The organism is Albimonas pacifica (assembly GCF_900113695.1).
Classification (GTDB): Bacteria; Pseudomonadota; Alphaproteobacteria; order Rhodobacterales; family Rhodobacteraceae; genus Albimonas; species Albimonas pacifica.
The window spans coordinates 1-25922 of sequence record NZ_FOQH01000011.1 but is presented as its reverse complement, the minus strand read 5'-3'; the positions used below and the strand labels follow the sequence as shown (position 1 = coordinate 25922).

The 25922-nt window shown below is 71.5% G+C and carries 21 protein-coding genes; 8 read left to right on the top strand and 13 right to left on the bottom strand.

The features are described from left to right. Nucleotides 1-116: 116 nt before the first annotated feature. The gene (locus BM064_RS21660) at nt 117-506 is read right to left on the bottom strand and encodes a PRC-barrel domain-containing protein (protein ID WP_143103415.1); all 390 of its coding nucleotides are present in this window, start codon (nt 504-506) and stop codon (nt 117-119) included. Nucleotides 507-1327: 821 nt separating this feature from the next. Here BM064_RS21660 and argB point away from each other — a divergent pair. The 3 genes from argB to BM064_RS21645 all read left to right on the top strand — a co-directional run bounded on the left by argB (nt 1328) and on the right by BM064_RS21645 (nt 4674). Continuing rightward, entirely contained in the window at nt 1328-2215 is an 888-nt protein-coding gene (gene argB, locus BM064_RS21655; RefSeq protein WP_092863836.1) for an acetylglutamate kinase, read from the top strand. A gap of 366 nt (nt 2216-2581) precedes the next feature. After that, nucleotides 2582-3265 (top strand): helix-turn-helix transcriptional regulator, encoded by a 684-nt coding sequence (locus BM064_RS21650; protein ID WP_092863833.1) that lies wholly within the window; start codon nt 2582-2584, stop codon nt 3263-3265. A 161-nt stretch (nt 3266-3426) separates the two neighbouring features. Continuing rightward, complete coding sequence (locus tag BM064_RS21645; RefSeq protein ID WP_092863830.1) at nt 3427-4674, top strand: LL-diaminopimelate aminotransferase; 1248 nt, start codon at nt 3427-3429, stop codon at nt 4672-4674. Between the two features lie 136 nt (nt 4675-4810). On the opposite strand, the gene BM064_RS21640 is transcribed toward BM064_RS21645, so the two are convergent. The 11 genes from BM064_RS21640 to BM064_RS21590 form a co-directional block, all read right to left on the bottom strand. After that, nucleotides 4811-5800, bottom strand: a complete 990-nt coding sequence (locus tag BM064_RS21640; protein ID WP_092863827.1) for a glycosyl transferase family protein — start codon at nt 5798-5800, stop codon at nt 4811-4813. Then, the gene (locus BM064_RS21635; RefSeq protein WP_092863824.1) at nt 5797-8451 is read right to left on the bottom strand and encodes a nitrate reductase; all 2655 of its coding nucleotides are present in this window, start codon (nt 8449-8451) and stop codon (nt 5797-5799) included. Before BM064_RS21635 ends, BM064_RS21640 begins: the two co-directional genes overlap by 4 nt. A 129-nt stretch (nt 8452-8580) precedes the next feature. Further along, nucleotides 8581-8919 carry a nitrite reductase small subunit NirD gene (nirD, locus tag BM064_RS21630; RefSeq protein WP_092863821.1) on the bottom strand — a complete coding sequence of 113 codons (339 nt, stop codon included), beginning with the start codon at nt 8917-8919 and terminating at the stop codon, nt 8581-8583. Nucleotides 8920-8932: 13 nt separating this feature from the next. Next, complete coding sequence (nirB, locus tag BM064_RS21625) at nt 8933-11365, bottom strand: nitrite reductase large subunit NirB (protein ID WP_092863818.1); 2433 nt, start codon at nt 11363-11365, stop codon at nt 8933-8935. Next, nucleotides 11362-12372 (bottom strand): GAF domain-containing protein, encoded by a 1011-nt coding sequence (locus BM064_RS21620; RefSeq protein ID WP_245779244.1) that lies wholly within the window; start codon nt 12370-12372, stop codon nt 11362-11364. The genes nirB and BM064_RS21620 overlap by 4 nt, the downstream gene beginning before the upstream one ends. 31 nt (nt 12373-12403) lie before the next feature. Continuing rightward, entirely contained in the window at nt 12404-14098 is a 1695-nt protein-coding gene (locus tag BM064_RS21615) for an ABC transporter ATP-binding protein (RefSeq protein WP_092863815.1), read from the bottom strand. A 22-nt stretch (nt 14099-14120) separates the two neighbouring features. Continuing rightward, nucleotides 14121-15206, bottom strand: coding sequence for an ABC transporter permease (locus BM064_RS21610; protein WP_092863812.1), 1086 nt, complete (start codon nt 15204-15206; stop codon nt 14121-14123). A gap of 200 nt (nt 15207-15406) precedes the next feature. Beyond that, nucleotides 15407-16783 carry a CmpA/NrtA family ABC transporter substrate-binding protein gene (locus BM064_RS21605; protein ID WP_092863809.1) on the bottom strand — a complete coding sequence of 459 codons (1377 nt, stop codon included), beginning with the start codon at nt 16781-16783 and terminating at the stop codon, nt 15407-15409. A gap of 277 nt (nt 16784-17060) precedes the next feature. Continuing rightward, nucleotides 17061-17402, bottom strand: coding sequence for an SH3 domain-containing protein (locus tag BM064_RS21600; protein ID WP_092863806.1), 342 nt, complete (start codon nt 17400-17402; stop codon nt 17061-17063). Continuing rightward, nucleotides 17399-18577 carry a CmpA/NrtA family ABC transporter substrate-binding protein gene (locus BM064_RS21595; RefSeq protein ID WP_092863803.1) on the bottom strand — a complete coding sequence of 393 codons (1179 nt, stop codon included), beginning with the start codon at nt 18575-18577 and terminating at the stop codon, nt 17399-17401. The genes BM064_RS21600 and BM064_RS21595 overlap by 4 nt, the downstream gene beginning before the upstream one ends. Then, on the bottom strand, nt 18574-19158 hold the full coding sequence (locus tag BM064_RS21590; protein WP_092863800.1) for an ANTAR domain-containing response regulator: 585 nt from the start codon (nt 19156-19158) through the stop codon (nt 18574-18576). The genes BM064_RS21595 and BM064_RS21590 overlap by 4 nt, the downstream gene beginning before the upstream one ends. Before the next feature lie 364 nt (nt 19159-19522). On the opposite strand from BM064_RS21590, the gene urtA reads away from it, so the two are divergent. The 5 genes from urtA (at nt 19523) to urtE (ending at nt 25220) form a co-directional block, all read left to right on the top strand. Further along, nucleotides 19523-20809 (top strand): urea ABC transporter substrate-binding protein, encoded by a 1287-nt coding sequence (gene urtA / locus BM064_RS21585; RefSeq protein WP_092863797.1) that lies wholly within the window; start codon nt 19523-19525, stop codon nt 20807-20809. A gap of 122 nt (nt 20810-20931) precedes the next feature. Further along, nucleotides 20932-22533 (top strand): urea ABC transporter permease subunit UrtB, encoded by a 1602-nt coding sequence (urtB, locus tag BM064_RS21580; protein ID WP_092863794.1) that lies wholly within the window; start codon nt 20932-20934, stop codon nt 22531-22533. Further along, nucleotides 22530-23693 carry an urea ABC transporter permease subunit UrtC gene (urtC, locus tag BM064_RS21575; protein ID WP_092863791.1) on the top strand — a complete coding sequence of 388 codons (1164 nt, stop codon included), beginning with the start codon at nt 22530-22532 and terminating at the stop codon, nt 23691-23693. Before urtB ends, urtC begins: the two co-directional genes overlap by 4 nt. 5 nt (nt 23694-23698) lie before the next feature. Then, the gene (gene urtD, locus BM064_RS21570; RefSeq protein WP_092863788.1) at nt 23699-24523 is read left to right on the top strand and encodes an urea ABC transporter ATP-binding protein UrtD; all 825 of its coding nucleotides are present in this window, start codon (nt 23699-23701) and stop codon (nt 24521-24523) included. 1 nt (nt 24524) lies between these two features. After that, nucleotides 24525-25220: an urea ABC transporter ATP-binding subunit UrtE gene (gene urtE / locus BM064_RS21565; RefSeq protein ID WP_092863785.1), complete on the top strand. Its 696-nt coding sequence runs from the start codon at nt 24525-24527 to the stop codon at nt 25218-25220. 434 nt (nt 25221-25654) lie between these two features. Here the strand turns inward: urtE and BM064_RS27640 are convergent. Then, nucleotides 25655-25922 (bottom strand): hypothetical protein (locus tag BM064_RS27640; protein ID WP_177236362.1); only part of this gene is annotated, 268 nt, incomplete at its 5' end.

Sequence of the window (25922 nt, the reverse complement as noted above, 5' to 3'; positions counted from 1 at the left end):
GCCGCGCCGACGGAGGGCGGCGGTCGGCCGCGCCGCGCCCGGCCCGTTCCGCAGCGGGCCGGGGGGAGCGGGCGGGGCGCCCCGCAGGGCGCCCCGATCTCGGTCCGGATGAAGCTTCAGGCGTCCGCGCGCAGCGGCGGAAGCGCGAAGTGCAGGTCGATCTTGCGGCGCCAGTCCGGGTCGGACCAGCGGCCCTCGTCGGCCAGCGAGTGCGGCGCGCCCTCGACGTCGTCGCGGGTCACCACCGCGCGGTAGCCGTCGATCGCGCGATCGTAGGCCAGCGCCTCGAAGGGGAGCGGGTAGAGCCGCTCGCCGATGCCCAGCACGCCGCCGTAGGCCAGAACCACGTAGGCCAGCCGGCCGGCGCGCTTGTCGATCATCACGTGGTCCACATGGCCCAGACTGCGACCGTCCGCGCCCTGCACCGCCACGCCCTGCATATTGTCGGACGACACCAGGACCGGCGTCTCGTCCACCTGCAGGTCTCTCTCGACAATACGTTTCAAGACTCTCTCTCCCGGCGCTCGGGGCGCCTGTCCAGAGGGTCCCCCCAACGCCGAACAACTTAGGGGCCCGAAGCGCCGTCGTCATCGTCCATGTGGAGGAAAGCGGCCATGCTCCCGGCGCGGGGGCGGGGCGCCAGAGGGGCCAAGATGAACGGAGGGCGCCCGGGAGGGAGCGGCCGTCGCGGACCCAACCCCTTGCGGAGACGGGAGATTCCCTGGGCGCCTGACCCACACGTCAAGCGCCCTGACGCAGCGGAGGCGGCGCCCCTCGACGCGGCCTCCGAATTTCACTCCGCAGAACGGTTCGCCACGTCCAAGGCGCTGGAATGGATGGATCTTAATTCGTTCCGGCGAATCCCCGGCGCAGGCCGGGCCGCCCGAGCGGCCGCCCCCGCTGCGGCGCAGGCGCGCAGGCCGGCCCTTCGCCGCGCCGGTCCCGCGCCGGGCCGCGCCTCCGCCGCCCGGGCGAGGCGCGGGCGCAGGCCGTCTGAACGGGATCCCCGGGCCCGCAGGCGCCCGCGCCCGGCGTCGGCCCGACCGGCGGCCGTCGCAAGGGGGGCGAAACCGTTTACGTGGCTGCACCATCCGTCGCCGCCCGCTCGGGCGCGGGGAGGCGGCGCCGGCGGGCGGCCGCAGGCCGCGAGGCGCGGGCGACGACCGCAGGGATGGACGAAAGAGCGGGGCAGGGGGCCCACGCCGGGCGATTTCGCGCGGCGCGAAGGGCCCAGCCCCCTTCCCCCGGGGGGCGCTTGCGTTTAGGAACCTTGCCGGTCGCCCGGCAGGCCTGTCTCGCCGGGCGGCTCTGCTTGGGAGTCCTGCTGATGAAACGCGACTGGATCGCCACCGCCCGCACCCTCTCGGACGCGCTGCCGCACCTGCAGCGATACGACGGGGCGCGCGTGGTCATCAAGTTCGGCGGTCACGCCATGGGCGACGACGAGGCGCTGGCCCGGTTCGCGCGCGACATCGTGCTGATGAAGCAGTGCAACGTGCACCCGATCGTGGTCCACGGCGGCGGCCCGCAGATCGAGCAGCTGCTCAAGCGGCTCGCCATCCAGTCGAACTTCGTGGACGGCCTGCGGGTCACCGATGAGGCCACCGTGGAGGTGGTCGAGATGGTGCTGGCGGGACGCATCAACAAGGCGATCGTGACGGCGCTGAACCGGCAGGGCGGCAAGGCCGTGGGCCTGTCGGGCAAGGACGCGGACCTGATGATCTGCGAGAAGACGATGAAGACGACCCGCGACCCGGAGTCGAACATCGAGAAGGTCCTCGACCTCGGCTTCGTCGGCACGCCGGTGGAGGTGAACCCCGGCCTGCTCGAGACCTTCATCGAGAGCGACTACATCCCCGTCATCGCGCCCGTCGGCGTGGGCCGCAACGGCGAGACCTTCAACGTCAACGGCGACACCGCCGCGGGCGCCATCGCCGGCGCGCTGAAGGCCGAGCGGCTGCTGCTCCTGACCGACGTGGCCGGCGTGAAGGGCGCGGACGGCGAGGTGATGACCGACATCACCGAGGCGCAGGCCGAATCGCTGATCGCCTCGGGCGTGATCTCGGGGGGCATGATCCCCAAGTGCCGCACGGCGCTGGACGCGATCGCGGCGGGGGTGGACGCGGTGGTGATCCTCGACGGCCGCGCGCCCCACGCCTGCCTGCTGGAGCTGTTCACCTCCCACGGCGCGGGCACGCTGATCCGCGCCTCCTGAGCCGGCCTTCGGCCGGGCCGCGGCGCGACGCTCCGCGCCCGGGGCTGGCCTTGGGCCCGCCGCGGCGGGGCCCCGGGCGCGCCTTGCGGCGGGCGGGGCCCGGCGGCCGGGCGGCGGCGCCCGCCGGAGAGGAGGCGGGCCTGCGGCCGGCCCCGCGGCGCTGCGACCTCCGCCCGGGGCGGGCCGACGGCTCGCCGCGGGAAGGGCGCAGGGCGGGAGGCGTGGCGGGCGGGGCAGGGCGCTGCTGACAGGAGGTTGACAGCAGCCCCGTGCGAGACGTCAGCTCATGACCGCCCCTCGCGCCCCCAGCCGGGAAGGACCCCCGCGCCATGATCCGCCTCCCCGCCGGGGCTCCTCCGCCCGCCCATGCGCCGCGCTGACCGCCTGTTCGAGCTGGTCACGCTGCTGCGCGGCCGCCGCTTCGCGGTCACGGGGCGGGCGCTGGCCGAGGCGCTCGAGGTCAGTCTGCGCACGGTCTATCGCGACATCGCCGACCTGCAGGCCCAGGGCGTGCCCATCGCGGGCGAGGCGGGGGTGGGCTACCGCCTCTCGCCCGACTTCGACCTGCCGCCGCTGATGTTCGACCGCCACGAGGTCCTGGCCCTGCTGGTGGGGGGGCGGCTGGTGCAGGCGGTCACCGACCCCGCGCTCGCCGCCGCCGCCCGCTCGGCCGAGGCCAAGATCCGCGCCATCCTCGACGACCGCCTGCTCGCCGAGGCCGACGCGCTGCCCTACCGCGCCCCGGTGATCCCCGCCGACGAGCCGATGCGCGCCCGCCACCAGGCGATCCGCGAGGCCTGCGAGGCCCGCCGGAAACTGCGCCTCGACTACCGGGACGCGGCCGGCGTCGCGAGCTCGCGCATCGTCTGGCCGCTGGGGCTGATCGCCTGGACCGGGCGCTGGACCCTGCTGGCGTGGTGCGAGACGCGCCGGGCCTACCGCAATTTCCGCTTCGACCGGATCGAGGCGATGGAGACCCTCGCGGAGGCGTTTCCGGTTCAGGCCGACCGCAGCCTCGCCCACTACCTCGCCGGCATCCAGCCGCTCTGAGCGACGGCGCAAGCCCGCGCGGCCCCTGCGTTTCCGCCGCGCGCACGGTTTCCGATACGCCCTTCATTCCGCCGCGGTTCGCGCCTATAACGCCTCTCCCGGCGCGCCCAAGAACGCCGGCCCGGAAAATCCCAGAGCGCCCCGACCAGAGACCCCCGGCCATGCCCAGACCCTCGGACGAGTTCCACCGCATCAAGCGCCTTCCCCCCTACGTGTTCGCCGAGGTGAACCGTCTGAAGGCCGCCTGCCGCGCCGACGGGATGGACATCATCGACTTCGGCATGGGCAATCCCGACCAGGACACGCCCGCCCATATCGTCGAGAAGCTGGTCGAGACGGTGAAGCGCCCGCGCACCCACCGCTATTCCGCCTCCAGGGGCATCCCCGGCCTGCGCCGCGCCCAGGCGGCCTACTACCAGCGCCGCTTCGGCGTCGACCTCGACCCCGAGACGGAGGTGGTCGCGACGCTCGGCTCGAAGGAGGGGCTCGCGAACCTCGCCATGGCGATCACCGCGCCGGGCGACGTGGTGCTGACGCCCTCGCCCTCCTACCCGATCCACCCCTACGGCTTCATCATCGCGGGCGGCGCGCTGCGCCACATCCCCGTGGCGGGCGGCGCCTTCAACCCCGAGCAGTACCTGCGCGACGTCGAGAACGCCTGCATCCACACCGTGCCGGCCCCGACCGCGCTGGTGGTGAACTTCCCCTCGAACCCCACCGCGCAGGTCTGCGACCTCGACTTCTACGTGGAGCTGGTGCGCCTGGCCAAACGCCATGACATCTGGCTGCTCTCGGACCTCGCCTACGCCGAGATCTACTTCGACGAGACGCCGCCCCCCTCGATCCTGCAGGTGCCCGGCGCCAAGGACATCGCGGTGGAGTTCACCTCGCTGTCCAAGACCTACTCGATGCCCGGCTGGCGCATGGGCTTCGCGGTGGGCAACCCCCGCCTGGTCGGCGCGCTGGCGCGGATCAAGAGCTACCTCGACTACGGCGCCTTCACGCCGGTGCAGGTGGCCGCCGCCGCCGCGCTCAACGGCCCGCAGGACTGCATCGGAGAGATCCGCGCCCTCTACAAGGGCCGCCGGGACGTGCTGGTCGACGCGATGACCCGCGCGGGATGGGAGATCCCCTCTCCCCCCGCCACCATGTTCGCCTGGGCCCCGGTCCCCGAACCCTTCCGCGCGCTGGGCTCGATGGCCTTCTCCAAGATCCTGCTGCAGGAGGCCGCGGTCGCCGTCGCCCCCGGCATCGGCTTCGGCGAATACGGCGAGGGCTACGTGCGCCTCGGCCTCGTGGAGAACGAGCAGCGCATCCGCCAGGCCGCGCGGGGGGTGAAGAAGCTCCTCTCCGACCCCCAGGCGGCCCTCGAGCGCCACCACGCGAGCCTCCCCCGGGCCGCAGAGTAACGCCCGCCCCACGCGCCCCGCGCCCGCCCCGGTCCCCGCGGCCGGGGCGCGGCGCGGGCCGGACGCCGGTCACGGGCGGGACCGTCGTCGCGCCGCCTCCGCGGGCGGCCGCGCCGGGCCTGCGTCGATGTCGGGATCAGGCCGCCCGCAGCGCCCCGCGCTCGGCCCAGAGGCGCGCGGCCTCGGCCTCGGCGGCGGGCAGGTCGGTGCAGGCTCCGGCCGCCAGCAGGGCGGCCGCGGCGGTCGCGACCACCACCGCCTCGGAGAACGGGTCCTCCAGCTCGCCGGCCCACAGGGCGGGCAGGCGGGCGGGGTCGGGGTTCTCGTCGGCGAGGCGGCGGGTCTCGTCGATGATCGGGGCGGCCTCGATCTCGATCCGCTCGCCGCCGACCACGCCCTCCAGCGTCACCGACTTCGCGGGATTGCGCTCGAACTCCCCGCCGCCGCCCTTCAGCGCCATCTGCCGGGGCTGGCCGCGCAGCATCGAGGCCTCGACCTGCAGCGGCCGGTAGGGCGGGTGGAACACCCCCTGCACCGAGCACGCGGCGCCCGAGGGGTTCATCACCCGCAGCGTCGTGTTCACCGCCGAGCGCAGCCCCAGCACGTCGCGCAGCCGCAGCAGCCGGTAGAGGTCGGGCGACATCGCCTCCAGCGGCACGTAGGCCATGGCGGCGGCGTCCAGCGCCTCGCGCGCGGCCGCCGGCGTCTCGACCACCGGGATGCCGAGCGCGGGCAGGGCGGCGCGCAGGTCGGCGGCCTCGCGCATGTGGGCGGCCGAGTTCCAGCCGTGCATCAGAACCGGCAGGCCCGCGCCCGAGACCAGCTTCGCGGCCAGCAGGAACAGCGGCAGCCCACGGCTCTTGCCGGCGGCGTAGCTGGGCCAGTCGATGGCCGGGCGCAGCTCGCCCCACGCCGCCAGCCCCTCGGTCGCGCCGTCGCAGAAGCCCGCGATCTCCTCGGCGTTCTCGCCGCGGTAGCGCATCAGCATCAGCAGGGCGCCGACGGCCTCGGGCGCCGGCGTTCCGGCCAGCATCTGGCGCATGGCCTCGGCCGCCTCGCCGCGTTCGAGGTTGCGGGAGCGGCCGGGGCCGCGGCCAAGGGTGCGGACGAGCTGAGAGAAGGTCATGCCGCCAAGGTGCGCGCGCCCCTCGCCTTGTCAAGCAGCGCCTGAAGCTCCGGCCGGCAGGAGCCGCAGTTGCTCCCCGCCCCCAGCGCCGCCCCGATGGCGGCGACGTCGGCCAGCCCCTGTTCGGCGATGGCCGCCTGGATCGTGTTCACCCCCACCGAGAAGCACGAGCACACGATCGCGCCGGGATCCGGCCGGTCCGCCCCCGGCCGCCCCGCCAGCAGGTCGGGCGGCGTCTCCGCCGCCGCCAGCAGCCCCGCGAGGTGGCCGCGGGCGACCTCCACCGGCTCGCGCGCCGCAAAGAGCGCGCCGACCAGCCGGCCGCCCGCGAACAGCGCGACCCGCGCGGCGCCGCGGCCGCGGTCCTCGACCACCATGGCGTCGCCCTCGGTCTCCGCCAGTCCGAACAGCGCCCGGGCGAAAGCGGTCCAGTCGTCGGGCGCCTCGCGCCCCGCCAGCTCCGCCCGCCAGCCGCCCGTGGCCCGGGCGACGGCCCAGTAGTCCGCCGCGCCGCAGTCGGGCCGGGCGCGGCAGATGGCGAAGCCGTGCCAGCCGGCCTCGAACTTCTCCACCCGCACCGCCGAGCCCTTCAGCTCCGGCTGTCCCGACACGGGGTCCACCTCCGCGCGCACCACCGCGTCCACGCGCCCGGCCGAAGACAGCTCCCCCGTCCAGTGCATCGGGGCGAAGACCGCGCCCTCGGGCGTCCGGGACGTGACCAGCACCCGCAGCAGGGCCTCGCCCTCGCGGCTCCGCACCCGGGCGACGTCGGCCGGCGCGAGGCCGCAGCGGCGGGCGTCGGCGGGGTGGATCTCGAGATAGGGCTCGGCGATGTGCTGGCTCAGCCGCGGCGACTTGGCGGTGCGGGTCAGCGTGTGCCAGTGGTCGCGCACCCGCCCGGTGTTGAAGCGCAGCGGGAACCGCTCCGACAGGCGCGAGGCCGGGGCCCGCGGCGTCACCGCCACGAAGCGCGCCCGGCCGGAGGGGGTGTAGAACCGCCCGTCCGCGAAGAACCGCGCCTTGCCGCCCTCGGGGCCCGCGGGCCACTGGAAGGGCTCCATCGCGTCATAGGCCGCGTCGGCGACGTCGGCCCTGGCCGAGATGTCGAAGTCCCGCCCCAGCGCTCCGGCCAGCCGCGACAGGGCCGCATGCTCGCGGAACACGTCCGCCGCGCTCTCGAAGGCGAACGCGTCGGCGAACCCCATCCGCGAGGCCACGTCGCAGACGATCTTCCAGTCCGGCCGCGCCTGACCCGGCGGAGGCAGAAACGCCCGCTGCCGGGTGATCCGCCGCTCGGAATTGGTGACCGTCCCCGACTTCTCCCCCCAGGCCGCCGCCGGAAACAGCACGTCCGCCTCGTTCCCGGTGTCCGAGGACGCGACGACCTCCGAGACCGCCACGAACGGAACCGCCCGGATCGCGTCGCGCACCGCGTCCGCGTCGGGCATCGAGACCACGGGGTTGGTCGACATGATCCACAGCGCCTTGATGCGCCCCTCCGCGCAGGCCCGGAACAGGTCCACCGCCTTCAGCCCCGGCCGCTCGGCCATCGCGGGCGAGGCCCAGAAGCCCTGCACCGCCGCCCGGTGCTCCGGAACCTCCAGATCGAGATGGGCGGCGAGCATGTTCGCAAGCCCCCCCACCTCGCGCCCGCCCATGGCGTTGGGCTGGCCGGTCATCGAGAACGGCCCCATCCCCGGCCGCCCGATCCGCCCCGTCGCCAGGTGGCAGTTGATGATCGCGTTGCCCTTGTCGGCGCCCGAGCTCGACTGGTTGATCCCCTGGGACCATAGCGTCACCACCTTCTCCCGCCGCACCCACAGCGACAGGAACGCCTCGACGTCCGCGGGCGCGAGGCCGGTCGCCTCCGCCGTGCGCGCGACGTCCCAGCCGCGCGCCTCGCGCAGGGCGGCGGGCAGCCCCTCGGTGTGGTTGGAGACGTATTCGCAGTCGACGGCGCCGTCGGCCTCGATGCGCGCCAGCAGGGCGTTGAACAGGGCCGCGTCCGCCCCGGGCCGGACGCCCAGGTGCAGGTCCGCGAGGTCCGAGGTCGCCGTGCGCCGCGGGTCGATGGTCACCACCCGCATCTCCGGCCGCGCCGCCTTGGCCGCCGCCAGCCGCTGGTAGATCACCGGGTGGCACCAGGCGAGGTTCGAGCCGACCAGCACCACCAGGTCCGCCTGCTCGAGGTCCTCGTAGCAGGTGGGCACCGTGTCGGTCCCGAAGGCCCGCCGATAGGCCGCCACCGCCGAGGCCATGCACAGCCGCGAGTTGGTGTCGATGTTGGCCGAGCCGACGTAGCCCTTCATCAGCTTGTTGGCGACGTAATAGTCCTCGGTCAGCAGCTGGCCGGAGACGTAGAGCGCGACCGACTCCGGCCCGTGCTCCTCGATCGCCTCGCGGAACCGCCGGGCGGTCAGCTCCAGCGCCGCGTCCCACGTGGCCTCCCGCCCGCCGATGCGCGGCGTCAGCAGCCGGTCGTCGAGCGACAGCGTCTCCCCCAGCGCCGAGCCCTTGGAGCACAGCCGCCCGAAGTTCGCCGGATGCGCCGGATCGCCCGCGATGGCGGCGCCGCCCCGGCCGTCGGGGGTCGCCAGCACGCCGCAGCCGACGCCGCAGTAGGGGCAGGCGGTCCGGATCGCATCGCTCATCGCTCTCGCTCCTGCTGGACCCCGCCGGGGGCGGGGGATCGGCGCCCGGCCCGCCTGCACGGGACGGGCCGGGCGCCTGGCCGGGCGGGGAGAAGGCCCCTCCCCGTCCGGCGTTTCACCGCGCGGGGATCACTCCGCCGCCTGCGCGAGGCTGACCGCGCCGCGGTCGACCAGCACCCGGCCCGCCGCCAGCTTCACCGGCACCGTGGGGACCGAGCCCTCGTCCGCCCCCTGCGCCAGCCCGGTGTCGAGCGCGATGACCCAGTTGTGCAGCGGGCAGGTGACGGCGCGGCCGTGCACGATGCCCTCCGACAGCGGGCCGCCCTTGTGGGGGCAGCGGTCGACCAGCGCGAAGACCTCGTTGGCGGCGGTGCGGAACACGCCCACGCAGCCGATCGGGGTCTTGAGCTTGCGCGCGCCGCGCACGGGGATGTCCTCCAGCGCGCCGATGTCCACCCATTCGGTCATGGTTGCGGCCTCCTCAGGCGATCTCGGCGAGGGGGGCGAATTCGTGGGCGTGCACGCCCTCGCTCGCCCGCTCGCTCCACGGGTCCTGCTGCATGAAGCGCTGCGCGTAGTAGAAGCGGTCGGCCAGCGCCCTGCGGCTCTCGGCGTCCTCCACCACCCGGGCCTTCACGTGATCGAGGCCGACGGCGTCGATCCACTTGTACATCCGGTGCAGGTACTGGGCTTCCTCGCGGTAGAGCTGGATGGCCGCCGCGCAGTGCTCGACCACCGCCTCCTCCGAGGTCAGCTTGCACAGCAGCTCGGTCGCCTTCACGTGCAGGCCGGCGGCGCCGCCGATATGCACCTCGAAGCCCGAGTCCACGCACACGACCCCCAGGTCCTTGCAGGTCGCCTCGGCGCAGTTCCGCGGGCAGCCGGTCACCGCCATCTTCACCTTGTGCGGCGTCCAGGAGCCCCAGAGCTTCTTCTCGAGCTCGATCCCCAGCCCCACCGAGTCCTGCGTGCCGAACCGGCAATGGTCGGTCCCCACGCAGGTCTTCACGGTCCGCAGCCCTTTCGCGTAGGCCTGGCCCGAGACGAGGCCTGCCGCGTTCAGATCCTTCCAGATCTTCGGAAGATCGTCCTTCTTCACGCCCAGCAGGTCGATGCGCTGGCCGCCGGTGACCTTCACGGTGGGGACGTTGTATTTCTCGGCCGCGTCCGCGATCGCCCGCAGCTCGGCGGGGTTGGTGATGCCGCCCCACATCCGCGGGACGACGGAGAAGGTGCCGTCCTTCTGGATGTTGGAATGCACCCGCTCGTTGATGAAGCGGGACTGGTAGTCGTCCTCATACTCGCCGGGCCAGTCGCAGAGCAGGTAGTAGTTCAACGCCGGCCGGCACGACGCGCAGCCGCAGGACGTCTTCCAGCCCAGCTCCTGCATCACCGCGGGGATCGACTTGAGCTGCTGGCTCTTGATCAGGCGGCGGACGTCCATGTGGGTCAGCTCGGTGCAGGGGCACATCGGCTTGACCGTCTGGGCCTGGTAGTCGCCGCCGAGCGTCATCTGCAGGATCTGCTCGACCAGCCCCGAACACGTCCCGCAGGACGAGGACGCCTTGGTGTGCGCCTTCACCGCGTCGAGGCCGGTCAGCCCCTTCTCGGTGATGGCGGAGACGATCTGCCCCTTGCACACGCCGTTGCAGCCGCAGATCTCCGCATCATCCGGCAAGGCTGCAACGGCCGCCATAGGGTCCAGCCTGGCCCCTCCCTGGAAGGCGGCGCCGAAGACGAGCGTGTCGCGCATCTCCGAGACGTCGGCCTTGTCCTTGAGCAGGCCGAAATACCAGTTCCCGTCGGCGGTCTCGCCGTACATCACCGCGCCGATGATGCGGTCCTCGCGCAGCACCAGGCGCTTGTAGACCCCGCGGGAGGGGTCGCGGAACACGATCTCGTCGCGGTCCTCGCCCTCGGCGAAGTCGCCGGCCGAGAACAGGTCGACGCCGGTCACCTTCAGCTTGGTCGACATGACCGAGCCCTTGTAGGCCGCCGCCTCCCCCATCAGGGTCTTCGCCAGCACCTTGCCCATCTCGTAGAGCGGGGCGACGAGGCCGTAGACGTTCCCGTCATGCTCCACGCACTCGCCGACCGCGAGGATGTCCTCGTCCGAGGTCACCATCTGGTCGTCGACATGGATGCCCCGCCCGACGGCGAGGCCGGCTTCTTTCGCGAGCGCCGTGTCCGGGCGGATGCCCACCGCCATCACCACGATGTCGGCGGGGATCTCGGTCCCGTCCTTCAGCCGGACGCCCTCGACCTGGGTCTCGCCCATGATCTCGCCGGTGTCGGCCTTGCACATCACGCGGATGCCGCGGCCTTCCAGCTCCTTCTGCAGGAGGTAGGCGGCGGCGGGATCCAGCTGCCGCTCCATCAGGTGGGGCATCAGGTGGAGGACGGTGACCTCCATCCCCTGCACCTGCAGCCCCGCCGCGGCCTCGAGCCCCAGCAGACCGCCGCCGATCACCACCGCCTTCGCGCCCGGCTTCGCCGCGGCCGCGCGCATCCGGTTCACGTCGTCGAGGTCCCGGAAGGTGATCACCCCCGGCAGATCCTTGCCCGGCACCGGGATGATGAAGGGCTGCGAGCCGGTGGCCACGATCAGCTTGTCGTAGGGGGTCTCGCCCCCCTCCGAGATCACCACCTTCCGCGCCCGGTCGATGCCCGTCACCTTCTCGCCGAAGCGGCAGGTCACGCGGTTGTCGCGATACCAGGCGTCGTCGTGGGTGACGATCTCCTCATAGGTCTTTTCGCCCGCCAGCACGGGGGAGAGCATCAGGCGGTTGTAGTTGCCGCGCGGCTCCGCCCCGAACAGCGTCACCTCCCAGGCGTCGGGCGAGAGGGCGAACAGCTCCTCCAGCGCCCGGCCCGAGGCCATGCCGGCCCCGATGACGACCAGTTTCTGCGTCATGCCTCGCCTCCTCGGAAATACCAGGCGGCGACCTGCGTCGCGCGGTCGCCTGAGTGAATGGGGAAGACCACCGTCGCGCCGAACCCGGCGGCGGCGGCGGCGCGCTCGGCGGCGTTGGCCGGGGCGCCGGCGAAGGCGTCCGAGGCCGCGGGGACCCCGGTCGCCAGCGCCTGGCCGATCAGGCCCTCGCCCGGGGCCACGACCGGCGGGGCCGCGCCGTCGAAGAGGCTCTCGCCCCCGTCGCCGACCGCGTCGACCAGCGCGGCCGGCCCGTCGCCCTCGCGCTCCCAGATCTCGAAGCGCCGGGCGATGGGCGTGCCCAGGGCGCTGAGCAGGGTCAGCACATAGGCGCTCTCGGTCGGCGAGGGCACGGGCAGGCCCAGCCCGGTGGTCAGTCCCGCCTGCGCCGCGCCCTCGGCGCGGATGAAGCGGTGGCTGGCCCCCAGGTTGCGGAACAGCGCCGCCGAGCCGCTGGCCCAGACCGTTCCCGGCAGGCCTGCGCGGCGGGGAAACTGGCTGCGCCGGCTGATCCACTCGAAATGCTCGGCGGCGCCGTAGTAGCCGTCGAGCAGGCGCATCACCGCCCCCGGCTCCTGGGAGGCGCGCCAGACCTCGACCGCGCCGACATGCGCGGCGTCGTCGCCGAACAGGAACACCACCACGCCCTTCAGCGTGCGGCCGGCGAAGACGGGGACCGCGACGGCGGCGGTCAGGCCGGCGGCCTCGGCCGCCTCGGTGCGCTTGAAGTAGCTGCCGCGGAAGCCCTTGAGGACCACCGGCCGGCCCTCGGCCCAGGCCTTGCCGGGCAGGCCCTCGGCGACGCCGAAGCTCTCGGCGCCGGAGACGGCGGCGAACTCCGCCATGTCGCCGTAAAGCCCAGAGGCCAGCCGCAGCCGCGCGCCGTGGGCGTCGGGGACCCAGACCTCGGTGGCCCGGATGAAGGGGCGGTCGGCGGGCAGGGGGGCCATGGCCGCCTGCGCCGCATCCGCCGGGGAGGGGGTGAGCATCTCGTCTCTCCTTGGGGACGGGAGGGGCCGCTTACGCGGCCTCGCTCCGCGGCGAGGAGGGGGCCGGGGCTGCCGCCGGCTTGCGGCCATGCTCGTATTCCTCGAGGAACGAGAGCAGCTGCTCGCGGTAGCGGTAGTAGTCGGGATGCTCCAGCAGCGCCTTGCGGGTGCGCGGGCGGGGCAGGTCGACCTCCATGATCCTGCCGATGGTGGCGCGGGGACCGTTGGTCATCATCACCACCCGGTCGGCGAGCAGGATCGCCTCGTCCACGTCATGGGTGACGCAGACCGCGGTGACCTGGGTGCGCGACCACACCTCCATCAGCACTTCCTGGAGTTCCCAGCGCGTCAGGCTGTCCAGCATTCCGAAGGGCTCGTCGAGGAGCAGCAGCTTCGGCGACAGCGCGAAGGCCCGCGCGATCCCCACCCGCTGGCGCATGCCGTTCGACATCTCGGCGGCGGGCTTGTCCATCGCGTCGCCCAGCCCCACCCGCTCGAGGTAGTATTCCACCACGTCCTGCCGCTCGGCCTGGCTGGCCTTGGGATAGACCCGGTCCACGCCCACCGCGACGTTCTGCTTGGCGGTCAGCCAGGGGAACAGGCTGGGGCTCTGGAACACCACCGCCCGCTCGGGGTCCGCGCCCTCGACATGCCGCCCGTCGAGCACGATGGCGCCCTTGGAGATGTCGTTGAGCCCCGCCGTCATCGTCAGCACCGTGGACTTGCCGCAGCCGGAATGGCCGATCAGCGAGACGAACTCCCCCTTCTTCAGGGTCAATTCGAAATCCTCGACCACCGTCAGCGGCCCCTTCGGCGTGGGATAGATCTTGTGGAGCTGCGAATACTGCAGATAGCGCTCGTCCGAACTCGTCTCCGCCGCCGCCTTCGCATAGGCGCTGGGCAGGGCGTGGAGCGGCGTCACGTTGGGCAGGCTCCGCGTCTCGGCGGACTTCGCATTGATGCCCACGTCCATCAGGTACTGGGTGACCTCGCCGCGCAGGCGCTTGAAGGCCTCGTCATGGTTCATCGCCGCCCGGTCGCGGGGCCGGGGCAGGGTCACGTCATACTGCGCGCCCAGCGTCCCGTCGGGGTTCAGGCACACGATCCGGTCGGCGAGGATGATCGCCTCGTCCACGTCGTTGGTGATCAGGACCACGGTCTTCTTCTCGACCTGGCTGATCCGCTCGATCTCGTCGGCCAGATTGGCCCGCGTCAGCGCATCCAGCGCCGACAGCGGCTCGTCCATCAGCAGCACCTGCGGCTGCATCGCCAGCGCGCGGGCCACCGAGACCCGCTGGCGCATGCCGCCCGACAGCTCCGCCGGCCGCCGGTCGAAGGCATGGCCCAGGCCGACCATGCGCACATACTTCTCGACCAGCTCGGTCCGCTGGGCGCGCGACTTGCCCTTGTGGACCGCATCCACCGCCAGGCTCACGTTGCCGCGCACCGTCAGCCAGGGCATCAGCGAGTAGGACTGGAACACCAGCCCCCGCTCCGGCCCCGGCCCCTCGATCCTGCGGCCGGCGAACAGGACCTCGCCGCGGTCGGGATGTTCCAGCCCCGCCATCAGGTTGATCAGCGTGGTCTTGCCGGTCCCCGAGAAGCCCAGGATCGCCAGGAACTCGCCGTCGCGCACCGAGAGGTTGATGTTGGTCAGGATCTCGTCCCGGCTCAGCCCTTCGCCGAAGCCCTTGGAGACGCCCTTGAATTCGAGAATGGGGGTCATGGCCATGTCCTCCAGTTCGGGCTCAGCGGTTGGTCGAGTAGGTGAACATCGACTGGATCGCGTACATCAGCCGGTCCAGCAGGAAGCCGATGATCCCGATGGTGAAGACCGCGACCATGATCTTGGCGAGCGAGGACGAAGACCCGTTCTGGAACTCGTCCCACACGAACTTCCCAAGGCCCGGGTTCTGCGCCAGCATCTCGGCCGCGATCAGCACCATCCAGCCCACGCCCAGCGACAGCCGCAGGCCGGTGAAGATCAGCGGCAGCGCCGAGGGCAGGATCAGCTTGGTGACCTTGGTCCAGGTCGAGAGCTTCAGCACGCGGCCCACGTTCACCAGGTCCTTGTCGACCGAGGCGACGCCCAGCGAGGTGTTGATCAGCGTCGGCCACAGCGAGCACAGCGTCACCGTGATCGCCGAGTTCAGGAACGACTTCGAGAACAGGCCGTCGTTGGTCACGTAGACCGCCGAGACGATCATCGTCACGATCGGAAGCCAGGCCAGCGGCGACACCGGCTTGAAGATCTGGATCAGCGGGTTGAGCCCCGCGGCCGCATAGGGCGACAGCCCCATCACGATCCCCATCGGCACCGCCACGGCCGTGCCGATCAGGAAGCCGAAGAACACCGTCTGGATCGAGGTCCAGATCTGGTCGTAGTAGCTCGGCGCCCCGGTGTAGTCGCGCCACTTGATGCGGTCGGCCTTGCCGGCGGCCTCGAACCTGGCGTTGCGCTCGTCCTGGCGGGCGTAGAAGTCGGCCTCGTCGGCGGCCTTGCGCGCGGCGTCCGCGTTCAGCTCCACCGCCTCGGTCCACACCTGCACCGGGCCGGGCACGGCGCCGAGCGAGGTCTCGACCTGCGGCGCGAGCCAGGCCCAGGCCAGCAGGAAGGCGCCGATGGCGACCAGCGGCACGCCCAGCAGGCGCCACAGCTCCTTGCCCTGCGCGCGGGGATCGTCGCCCGCGGCGATCCTGGCCAGCGGGGTCAGGAAGCTCAGGCCGAGGATGTCGAGCCAGCCGGAGGCCTTGTTGATCCGGGTGAACAGGCGCGCCTTGCGCTCCGCGCGGGCGGCGTCGCGCTCGAGGTTCGCGTCGGGGATCGCGGTCATCTGGAAGGGCCTTTCGAGATGAGGCGGCGCGCGTCGCGCCAGGTGCCTTTGGGGTGCCGTGCGTCTCGGGGGGCGTCCGACGGGGACAGGGGGGAAACCGTCGGACGCGGCCTCGGGCCGGGGCGCCGCGCGCGAGGGGCGCGCGGCCGGGGCCCGAGGCGCCGGGGGGCGGGGAACGCGCCCCCCGGACGGGGCGGGGCTCAGCCCTCGACGTTGGAGCCGACGACCTTCTGCTCGCCCTTCAGGCCGATCGGGAACTGCTCCAGATAGGCGTTGGGGGCGCGGCCGTCGTAGGTGATCCCGTCGATGAACTCGGACTGGGGCGCCTTGTAGCCGTCGGTGGCGAAGTCGAAGTCCGCCTCCGAGGCGAGCCCGTCGTCGATCAGCGACTTTGCGGCCTCGAGGTAGATGTCCGGGCGATAGACCGACTTCGCGGTCTCGTCGTACCAGCCGTCGGCCTTGGCCTCGGCGATCTGTCCCCAGCGGCGCATCTGGGTCAGGTACCAGACCGCGTCCGAGTAGTAGGGATAGGTCGCGTGGTGGCGGAAGAAGACGTTGAAGTCGGGGATCTCGCGCACGTCGCCCTTCTCGTACTCGAACGTCCCGGTCATCGAGGCGGCGATGACCTCGGCGTCGGCGCCCACGTATTCGGGCCGGCTCAGGATCTCCACCGCCTCGGCGCGGTTGGCGTTGTCGTTCTCGTCGAGCCACATGGCCGCCCGGATCAGCGCCTTGGTCACGGCGATGGCGGTCTGGGGGTTCTCCTGCGCGAAGGCGGCGGTGATGCCGAACACCTTCTCGGGGTTGTTCTTCCAGATCTCGTAGTCGGTGATCACCGGCACGCCGATGCCCTTGAACACCGCCGCCTGGTTCCACGGCTCGCCCACGCAGTAGCCGTAGATCGTCCCGGCCTCGAGCGTCGCGGGCATCTGCGGCGGGGGCGTCACCGACAGCAGCGCGTCGGCGTCGATCTGGCCGGTGACGTTCTCGGGCGAGTAGTAGCCGGGCTTCACGCCGCCGGCGGCCAGCCAGTAGCGCAGCTCGTAATTGTGGGTCGAGACGGGGAACACCATGCCCATGTTGAAGGGCTTTCCCTCGGCCTTGTACTTGTCGATCACCGGCTTCAGCGCGCTGGCCGGGATCGGATGCACCGGCTTGCCGTCGGCGCCGGTGGGGATGTGCTTTTTCATCTCCGCCCAGACCTCGTTCGACACGGTGATGCCGTTGCCGTTCAGGTCCATCGAGAAGGGGGTGATGATATGCGCCTGCGTGCCATAGCCGATGGTGGCGGCCAGCGGCTGGCCCGCCAGCATGTGGGCGCCGTCGAGCTGTCCGTCGATCACGCGATCCAGCAGCACCTTCCAGTTGGCCTGCGGCTCCAGCGTCACGAACAGGCCCTCGTCCTCGAAGAAGCCCTTCTCGTAGGCGATGGCCAGCGGGGCCATGTCGGTCAGCTTGATGAAGCCGAACTTCAGCTCGTCCTTCTCGACGTCGTGGAACTCGGCGACGGCCGGCGAGGCGAGAGGGAGGAGCGAGGCGGCGCCGAGGAGGGCGGCCGCGCCTTTCACGAGGGTCATGGTCTGTCTCCAGTCCGTCCCCTGCGCGCCGTCGCCGGTCGGCAGGGGTGAAAAACGAAAAAAGGCCGCACGATCTGTTCCCGGGACCGGAAGAGAGGTCCGAGACGATCGAGCAGCCTTGCCCGCGTTACCCGTGCTTTGGGTGAGTGGCGCGCCGGACTCCATTGCCCTGCGCTGGGATCCATCTAGCGCGAATCCGAGGCGTCGCGCAAGCCGAAAAGCGGTTCCATGGATGAAACAGGAGGCATGGATCAGCGGGCGCCCAGAAATCCGGCACTCAGTCCGGGTCCGCCGCCTCCAGGCAGCGCAGGGGGACCCAGCCCGTCGCCTCGCCCCGGCGCAGGCGGGCCCAGCCGTGGCGCAGCTCCTCGACCGGCAGGACCTCTCCGGCCTCGCAGCTCAGCTCGCGGGCGTCGTAGTCGCGCGCGGCGACGGGGCCGGGGCGGGGCAGGTCGTCGGGGACCCAGCCCTCGCGCCCGTCGGGGGCCCGCGCCCACAGCCAGCGCCAGCCGTCCCACAGGTCCTCGGCCCCGGTCAGGACCATCGCCTCGCCGGCCCGCAGGCGGATCGGATCGGGATAGGCGGCGGCGTAGGCCGCGACCACGCGCGCGCGCTTCACGCAGCTTCCGAGGGATCGAAGACCCGGCCGTCGAAGAACAGGTCCGGCCCCAGGATCATCCGCCCCGCGGCCGAGGCCACGGCGGTCGGCTGGTCGAGCGCGCCCTCCAGCTTCTCCGACGCGCCGGGCAGGTCGGCGCCCGCGGGCCCGAGGTTGCGCCGGTAGAGGTCGGTGCGGAAGCAGGCCCGCGCGGCCTTCGCGGCCTCCGCCCGGTCGAGCCCGTTGCGCTCCGCCAGCCGCGTCGCCATCCACACCGCCTGGCTGCGCCAGGGAAAGGTGGCGGCGGCGTCGAAGAACTCGACGAAGCGCGGGGCGCGCCGCTCCTCGCCCGTGGCCGCGATCACCAGGCGCCCGTTCAGCGCCCGCTCGATGATCTCTGAGGGGACGTCGACGTAGTCGGGCCGGGCCAGCAGCTCCGACGCGGCCAGCCGGTGCGCGGGATCCGACAGCCACTTGCCCGCCCGCCAGACCGCGCGCATCAGCTGCTCGGCCCGCGCCGGCTGCTCCTCCGCCCAGCCGCGGCGCACGGCGAGCACCTTCTCCGGCGCGAAGCGCCAGATCGCGCAGCCGGGCAGGATGATCTCGGCGACCCCGGTCTCGACCGCGACCGAGCCCCAGGGCTCGCCCACGCAGAAGGCGTCGATCTCGCCCGCGGCCATCGCCTCGGCCATCTGCGGGGGCGGCACGGTGCGCACGTCGAGCTCCTGGGGCGAGCGCAGCCCCAGCGCGTCGAGCCAGTAGTAGAGCAGCTCCGCGTGCATCGAGAACGGGAACGGCACGCCCAGGCGCAGGCGGCCCTCGGCGGCCTCGATCAGGCGCCGGCCCACGGCCTGCGCGTCCATGAAGCCCGGCCGCTCGCCCAGCGCGTTCATCCGCGCGGCGAGCGCGGTGGAGACGCCGATCACGTCGCCGTTGACCGAAATCATCGCCAGCGCGTCCAGCGGCGCGGGGATGCCGCCGAGCCCGAGGCTCATCGCCACCGGCATCGGCGCCAGCATGTGGGCCGCGTCGAGCGCCCCCAGCGCCAGGCGGTCGCGCAGGCTCGACCAGCTCGGCGCCTTGCGCAGGGACAGGTCCAGCCCCTCCTCCTCGGCGAAACCGATCTCCTTGGCGACGACCAGCGGCGCGCAGTCGACGAGCGGGATGAACCCTACCTCGATGGCGTCGCGGTTCATTTCAGCAGCTCCGCCGCCGTGATCAGGGCCTGCGCCACTTCCGCCACCTTCCGTCCCTGGTCCATCGCCGCGCGCCGGATCAGCGCGTAGGCCTCGTCCTCCGAGATGCCGCGGGACTTCATCAGGATGCCCTTGGCGCGATCGAGCGTCTTGCGCTCGGCCAGCGCGGCCTTGGTGGCGGCGAGCTCCGATCGAACGCGTGCGAACATCTGAAACCGCGCCACCGCGGCGTCAATGATCGGTTTGATGCGCTGTTTCTGGAGCCCGTCGACGATGTAGGCGCTGACGCCCGCCTCGATCGCCGCCTGGGTCAGCGCCAGGTCGGAGCGATCCACGAACATCGCCACCGGCCGCTCCATCGGCCCGGAGGCCAGCGCCAGTTCTTCCAGCACGTCGCGGGACGGGTTCTCGAGGTCGATCAGCACCACGTCGGGATTGATCTCCGACAGGCGGCGCGAGAGGCCCGTCTCGTCCCCGATCACGATCACCTCGTGGTCGCCGGCGTCGCGCAGCCCGTCGACGATCATCACGGCGCGGTCGCGGTCGCGCTCCACCACGGCGATCTTCAGCGTCTTGGCCAAGGTGCGGGGTCCCCTTCGTTTCGGGCCGAGTGTTGCGCCGCAACACGCGCGGCGCAAGAGGGCGCGCCGACCCTGCGTCGTATCGCGATGGAGGGCGCCGGCCCGCCCGGCGCCGATACGATGGGCGGCTGACCTGCCGGAAATCTGAACAGTGCCTAACCTTTGCGCAACCTCAGCTAATCCGTCGTCGTCGAAGCGTCATCCCGCCTGGCGGCGCCGCCGCCCGCGCGGGCCCAACCCCTGCCGCGTGGATGTCGCGAAATCGCCATGAACCGACGGGTCCGGCGCGACTTGGCCCGGCGCTTGCAACAGGTGCGGCGGCGCCTACGCAACCCAATCCGGGGACCACCAGAGGGAGATGCCAATGATTTCCGTCCGCAAGACCGCGCTCGCCGCGGCCACGGCCCTGTCCACCCTGACCCTGGCCCTCTCGGCCCAGGCGCAGGAGACCATCAAGGTCGGCATCCTGCATTCGCTGTCCGGCACGATGGCGATCTCGGAGACGACGCTCAAAGACGTCATGCTGATGCTCATCGAGGAGCAGAACAAGAAGGGCGGCCTGCTGGGCAAGCAGCTCGAGGCCGTCGTGGTCGACCCCGCCTCCGACTGGCCGCTGTTCGCCGAGAAGGCGCGCGAGCTGATCTCGGGCAACGGCGTCGACGTGGTCTTCGGCTGCTGGACCTCGGTGTCGCGCAAGTCCGTGCTGCCGGTGTTCGAGGAGCTGAACTCGATCCTCTTCTACCCCGTCCAGTACGAGGGCGAGGAGAGCCAGCGCAACGTCTTCTACACCGGCGCCGCCCCGAACCAGCAGGCGATCCCCGCCGTCGACTACCTGATGAACGAGGAAGGCGTCGAGCGCTGGGTGCTGGCCGGCACCGACTACGTCTACCCGCGCACGACCAACAAGATCCTCGAGGCCTACCTGCAGGCCAAGGGCGTGGCGCCCGAGGACATCATGATCAACTACACGCCCTTCGGCCACGCCGACTGGCAGACGATCGTGTCCGACATCAAGGCCTTCGGCTCGGCCGGCAAGAAGACCGCGGTGGTCTCGACCATCAACGGCGACGCCAACGTGCCGTTCTACAAGGAGCTCGGCAACCAGGGCGTCGCGGCCACCGACATCCCCGTCGTCGCCTTCTCGGTGGGCGAGGAGGAGCTGGCCGGTCTCGACACCGCGCCGCTGGAGGGCCACCTGGCCGCCTGGAACTACTTCCAGTCCGTCGAGGCCGACGTCAACGCCGAGTTCATCGAGGCCTGGAAGACCTTCGCCGGCGCCGAGCGCGTGACCAACGACCCGATGGAGGCCCACTACATCGGCTTCAACATGTGGCTGAAGGCCGTCGAGGCGGCCGGCACCACCGACGCCGACGCGGTGATCGACAGCCTGATCGGCGTGACCGTCCCCAACCTCTCGGGCGGCTACTCGGCGATGATGCCCAACCACCACATCACCAAGCCCGTCCTGATCGGCGAGATCATGGACGACGGTCAGTTCTCGATCGTCTACGAGACCCCGGGCCTGGTTCCCGGCGACGCCTGGTCGGACTTCCTGCCCGACTCCAAGGACCTGATCTCCGACTGGCGCAAGCCCATGGAGTGCGGGAACTTCAACGTCGCCACCGGCAAGTGCGGCGGCAAGGGCTCGTGAGCGCCCTCGCCTGAACCCGTCGAGCAGTGGGAGGGCGGGCTTCGGCCCGCCCTCTCCGCCCGCCCCCGGCGCGTCATCCCCGCGCCGTCCCCCGGGGGCCGATTGATCCAGGGCCGCACCCCATGCCGCTGCTTCGCATTCTCGCTCTCGCCGTCACGCTTGCGCTCGGCGCGCTGGCGGCCGAGCGCGCCTCCGCCGACGAGGCGCAGGTCTCCGCCGCCATTCAGAAATTCGCGACCGCCGACGGCTTCTCCGGCGTCGAGGCGACGATCCAGGAGCTGGGCGCGATCGGCGATCCGCTCGCCGTCCGGGCGCTGAGGGCGCTGGGCGAGAACGAGCTGAAGGTCACGCCCGACGGGGCGGTGGTGATCGAGGGCGCCGACGCGCTGCTCGACCCGGTCACCGGCGAGACGGTCGCCGAGAAGGGCCCGCGCCTCGAGCGCATCCGGATCAAGAACTCGATCCGCTCGATGATCGACGAGACGATCTCGGCGCTGACCCTGCGCGCCGCCGACCCGGTCGTGCGCATGTCCGCCGCCGACACCATCTTCGCCGCCGCCGACCCCGAGCAGCTCGAGCCCGTCCAGGCCGCGCTCGCGGCCGAGCAGGACCCCGACGTGCGCCGGCGGCTGGAGCAGGCCGTCGCCGCGATCCAGCTCGCCTCCTCCGACGATCCCGAGATCATCCGCGCCTCGATCGAGGTCATCTCCCAGCGCGGCGACCAGGCGGCGCTGGGCGTGCTGCTGGGCTACCGCAACCAGGCGACCGGCGAGATGGCCGACGCCGCGGACGAGGGCATCGAGGCGATCGAGACCAGGCTCGCCATGTGGCAGGCGGGCCAGAACATCTGGTACGGCATCTCGCTGGGCTCGGTCCTGTTCCTGGCGGCCATCGGCCTCGCCATCACCTTCGGCGTGATGGGCGTGATCAACATGGCCCATGGCGAGATGGTGATGCTGGGCGCCTACACCACCTTCGTGGTGCAGGAGACGATCCGGAACAGCTTCCCCTGGCTCTTCGACTGGTCGCTCCTGATCGCCCTGCCGCTGGCCTTCCTGGTCGCGGGCTTCGTGGGCCTGATCATGGAGCGGGGCATCATCCGCCACCTCTACGGCCGCCCGCTGGAGACGCTGCTGGCCACCTGGGGCGTCAGCCTGATCCTCCAGCAGGCGGTGCGCACGATCTTCGGCCCCAACAACCGCGAGGTCGGCAACCCCTCGTGGATGTCGGGCGCCTTCGAGCTGGGCGAGATGTCGATCACCTGGTCGCGCCTGTGGATCGTGTGCTTCGCGCTGTTCGTGTTCGTGGCGCTGCTGTTCGCGATCAACCGCTCCTCGCTGGGCCTGCAGATGCGCGCCGTCACCCAGAACCGGCGCATGGCCTCCGCCATGGGCATCCGCACGCCCTGGGTGGACGCGCTGACCTTCGCGCTCGGCTCGGGCATCGCGGGCATCGCCGGGGTGGCGCTGAGCCAGATCGACAACGTCTCCCCCAACCTCGGGCGCGGCTACATCATCGACAGCTTCATGGTCGTGGTGTTCGGCGGCGTCGGAAACCTGTGGGGGACGCTGGTGGGCGGCCTGACGCTGGGCGTCGCCAACAAGTTCCTTGAACCCTATGCGGGCGCGGTATTGGGAAAAATCCTGATCCTCGTCTTCATCATCCTCTTCATCCAGCGCCGGCCGCGCGGCCTGTTCGCGCTGAAGGGAAGGGCGGTCGAATGATCCTCGGACGTTTCCTCGCCGGGGGTCTGAAGTCCCCCGTGATCCTCATCTCGATGCTGGTGATCCTCGGCATCGGCGTGCTGGTGCCGGTGCTGAACCTGGCGGTGCCGCCCTCCTCGCCGTTCCATGTCGCCGACCACCTGGTCCCCCTCTACGGCAAGTACCTCTGCTACGGCATGGCCGCCTTGGCGCTGGACCTGGTGTGGGGCTACTGCGGGATCCTCTCGCTTGGCCACGGGGCCTTCTTCGCGCTGGGCGGCTACGCCATGGGCATGCACCTGATGCGCGAGATCGGGACCCGGGGCGTCTACGGCGACCCGATCCTGCCCGACTTCATGGTGTTCCTGAACTGGAAGGAGCTGCCGTGGTTCTGGTACGGCTTCGACAGCTTCCTCTTCGCCTGCCTGATGGTGATGCTGGTCCCGGGCCTGCTGGCCTTCATCTTCGGCTGGTTCGCCTTCCGCAGCCGCGTGACCGGCGTCTATCTCTCGATCATCACCCAGGCGATGACCTACGCCCTGCTGCTGGCCTTCTTCCGCAACGACATGGGCTTCGGCGGCAACAACGGCCTGACCGACTTCAAGGACGTGCTCGGCTATGACCTGCAATCGGGCCAGGTCCGCTCCGCCCTGTTCTTCCTCACGGCCTTCTTCCTGGCGCTCAACCTGCTGATCGCCGCCGCGATCACCGGCTCGAAATACGGCAAGATCCTGCGCGCCGTCCGCGACGCCGAGGCCCGCACCCGCTTCCTCGGCTACCGCCCCGAGAACATCAAGCTGTTCGCCTGGGTCGTCTCGGCGGTGATGGCCGGCATCGCCGGCGCCCTCTACGTCCCCCAGGTCGGCATCATCAACCCCGGCGAGTTCGCCCCGGCCAACTCCATCGAGATGGTGGTCTGGACCGCCGTCGGCGGCCGCGGCACCCTGGTCGGCCCGATCGGCGGCGCGGTCCTGGTCAACGCCGCCAAGTCCTGGTTCACCGGCGTCCTGCCCGAATACTGGCTCTTCGCGCTGGGCGGCCTCTTCATCCTCACCACCCTGTTCCTGCCCGAGGGCGTCGCCGGCCTGATCCGCAAGGCCTTCGGCCGCCGCGCGAAGGCGCCGAAAGGCAAGGACGAGGAAACCGACCAGCCCGTCGCCGACGCGACCGCCGGGGAGTGAGCGCCATGACCGAGATCCCCGTGAAGATCCCCGCAGAGCCGAAATCCGCCCCCAAGGCCCCGCCGAAGCACGCCCCCGTCCCCTCGGCCCGCAAGGACACGCTGCTCTACCTCGACGGCGTCTCCCGCAGCTTCGACGGGTTCAAGGCGATCAACGAGCTGAGCTTCGTGCTGATGAAGGGCGAGATGCGCGCCATCATCGGCCCCAACGGCGCCGGCAAGACCACGATGATGGACATCATCACCGGCAAGACCCGCCCCGACAAAGGCGACGTCTTCTTCATGGGCGACGTGGACCTCACCAAGCACGACGAGCCCACCATCGCCCAGATGGGCATCGGCCGGAAGTTCCAGAAGCCCACGGTGTTCGAGACGCAGACCGTCGCCGACAACCTGCTCCTGTCGCTGAAGGGCGAGCGCCGCGGCATCCCCGCGCTCTTCTACCGCTCCAACAAGCCCGACCGGCAGCGCATCGACGAGATCCTCGAGGTCATCCGCCTGGAGCGCCGCCGCAACGAACTGGCGGCCTTCCTCTCCCACGGCCAGAAGCAGTGGCTCGAGATCGGCATGCTGCTCGCCCAGGACCCCAAGCTGCTGCTGGTCGACGAGCCCGTCGCCGGCATGACCGACGCCGAGACCGAGGAGACCGCGCGTCTCCTGCGCGACATCGCCGTCGATCACTCGGTGGTGGTGGTCGAGCACGACATGGGCTTCGTGCGCGACCTCGGCGTGAAGGTCACCTGCCTGCACGAAGGCCATGTCCTGTCCGAGGGATCGCTCGACCACGTGTCGGCCGATCCCCAGGTCATCGAAGTCTATCTGGGGCGCTGAGATGCTGACCGTCGAGAACGTCACCCTCCACTACGGCGCGGCCCAGGCCCTTCGCGGCGTGAACCTCACCGTCGAGCAGGGCAAGATCACCTGCCTGCTCGGCCGCAACGGGGTCGGCAAGACCTCGCTGATCCGCTCGATCGTGGGCCAGCACCCGCCCTCGGGCGGCTCGATCACCTTCGAGGGGACGGCGCTGGGAAAGCGCTCGTCCCACGACCGGGCGCGGGCCGGCATCGGCCTCGTCCCCCAGGGCCGCGAGATCTTCCCGTTGCTGACGGTGAAGGAGAACCTGCAGACCGGCTACGCGGGCCTGCCGTCGAAAGACCGCACCATCCCCGACTACGTGTTCGAGCTGTTCCCGATCCTCAAGACCATGCTGCATCGCCGCGGCGGCGACCTCTCCGGCGGCCAGCAGCAGCAGCTCGCCATCGGCCGGGCCCTGGTGATGCGCCCCAAGCTGATCGCCTTCGACGAGCCGACCGAGGGCATCCAGCCCTCGATCATCAAGGACATCGGCCGCGCCATCCAGTTCCTGCGCGACGAGCACGGCCTGACCATCCTGTTGATCGAGCAATACCTCGATTTCTGCCGGGAGCTCGCGGACCACATCTACATCATGGACCGCGGCGAGATCGTGCACTCCGGCCCCGCCGAGAGCCTGGACGATCCGGAGGTCCGCAGACACCTGACGGTGTGACCCGTCGGGACCCCTCCGAGGGGGGGCCTCCCGCGGGGATGTCCGGGGCGCCAGGAGCGGCCGCGGACGGGAGGCCAGGCGGCGCGCCCTGCGGCAGGGGCGCGCCGTCGCTCGTTCGAGGAGGGCGCCGCGTCGGGCGTCGCGCCGGGGGCAAGGGCTCGCCCGCGGCGCGGGGCGGGCGGGGGCGCGTGGGGGACGGGGGCCTTGGGGCGGGCGGCGCGCGGGAGACGCGCAGGACGCTCCTGACTCACCAGAGAACAGGGCCCGCGCCTGTCCTCCGGATCCGTCTCTCGCTGAAGATGCCTGAGCGACTCGCCCGCCCCGGTCAAGGACAAGCCCGCGCAAGCGCGGTGTAGCGCGCAAAAATTGTTGGCCGAAGCGCGCAAGGAAAGTGTCAGCACTTTTCCGGCCCTTGAACGGGCCTTGAAACCCTCTCAGCCGTTGGCCTCCTGAACCCGGATCTCGAACTGGTCGAGCATCTGCGGCTCGCCGCCCAGCTCCAGCCAGGTCTGCACCCTCCAGCGTCCGACGGAGAGCGCGTCGGCGGCGAAGGCGGCATGGATCGTGTAGCTGTCGCCGAGGCTGGCGGAGGCGTTGACCAACTGGCCGCCGACGCCTCCGACCTTCTCGGCCGAGGCGGTGGGCGAGCCGGCGCTGATGTCGAGGGCGCTGCCCGCCTCGTCGACGACGGGGACGGCCCAG

Coding starts and splice junctions, on each gene's coding strand:
- argB (WP_092863836.1), top strand. CDS start 1,328: ATGAAACGCGACTGGATCGCCACCGCCCGCACCCTCTCGGACGCGCTG.
- BM064_RS21650 (WP_092863833.1), top strand. CDS start 2,582: ATGCGCCGCGCTGACCGCCTGTTCGAGCTGGTCACGCTGCTGCGCGGC.
- BM064_RS21645 (WP_092863830.1), top strand. CDS start 3,427: ATGCCCAGACCCTCGGACGAGTTCCACCGCATCAAGCGCCTTCCCCCC.
- BM064_RS21640 (WP_092863827.1), bottom strand. CDS start 5,800: ATGACCTTCTCTCAGCTCGTCCGCACCCTTGGCCGCGGCCCCGGCCGC.
- BM064_RS21635 (WP_092863824.1), bottom strand. CDS start 8,451: ATGAGCGATGCGATCCGGACCGCCTGCCCCTACTGCGGCGTCGGCTGC.
- nirD (WP_092863821.1), bottom strand. CDS start 8,919: ATGACCGAATGGGTGGACATCGGCGCGCTGGAGGACATCCCCGTGCGC.
- nirB (WP_092863818.1), bottom strand. CDS start 11,365: ATGACGCAGAAACTGGTCGTCATCGGGGCCGGCATGGCCTCGGGCCGG.
- BM064_RS21620 (WP_245779244.1), bottom strand. CDS start 12,372: ATGCTCACCCCCTCCCCGGCGGATGCGGCGCAGGCGGCCATGGCCCCC.
- BM064_RS21615 (WP_092863815.1), bottom strand. CDS start 14,098: ATGACCCCCATTCTCGAATTCAAGGGCGTCTCCAAGGGCTTCGGCGAA.
- BM064_RS21610 (WP_092863812.1), bottom strand. CDS start 15,206: ATGACCGCGATCCCCGACGCGAACCTCGAGCGCGACGCCGCCCGCGCG.
- BM064_RS21605 (WP_092863809.1), bottom strand. CDS start 16,783: ATGACCCTCGTGAAAGGCGCGGCCGCCCTCCTCGGCGCCGCCTCGCTC.
- BM064_RS21595 (WP_092863803.1), bottom strand. CDS start 18,577: ATGAACCGCGACGCCATCGAGGTAGGGTTCATCCCGCTCGTCGACTGC.
- urtA (WP_092863797.1), top strand. CDS start 19,523: ATGATTTCCGTCCGCAAGACCGCGCTCGCCGCGGCCACGGCCCTGTCC.
- urtB (WP_092863794.1), top strand. CDS start 20,932: ATGCCGCTGCTTCGCATTCTCGCTCTCGCCGTCACGCTTGCGCTCGGC.
- urtC (WP_092863791.1), top strand. CDS start 22,530: ATGATCCTCGGACGTTTCCTCGCCGGGGGTCTGAAGTCCCCCGTGATC.
- urtD (WP_092863788.1), top strand. CDS start 23,699: ATGACCGAGATCCCCGTGAAGATCCCCGCAGAGCCGAAATCCGCCCCC.
- urtE (WP_092863785.1), top strand. CDS start 24,525: ATGCTGACCGTCGAGAACGTCACCCTCCACTACGGCGCGGCCCAGGCC.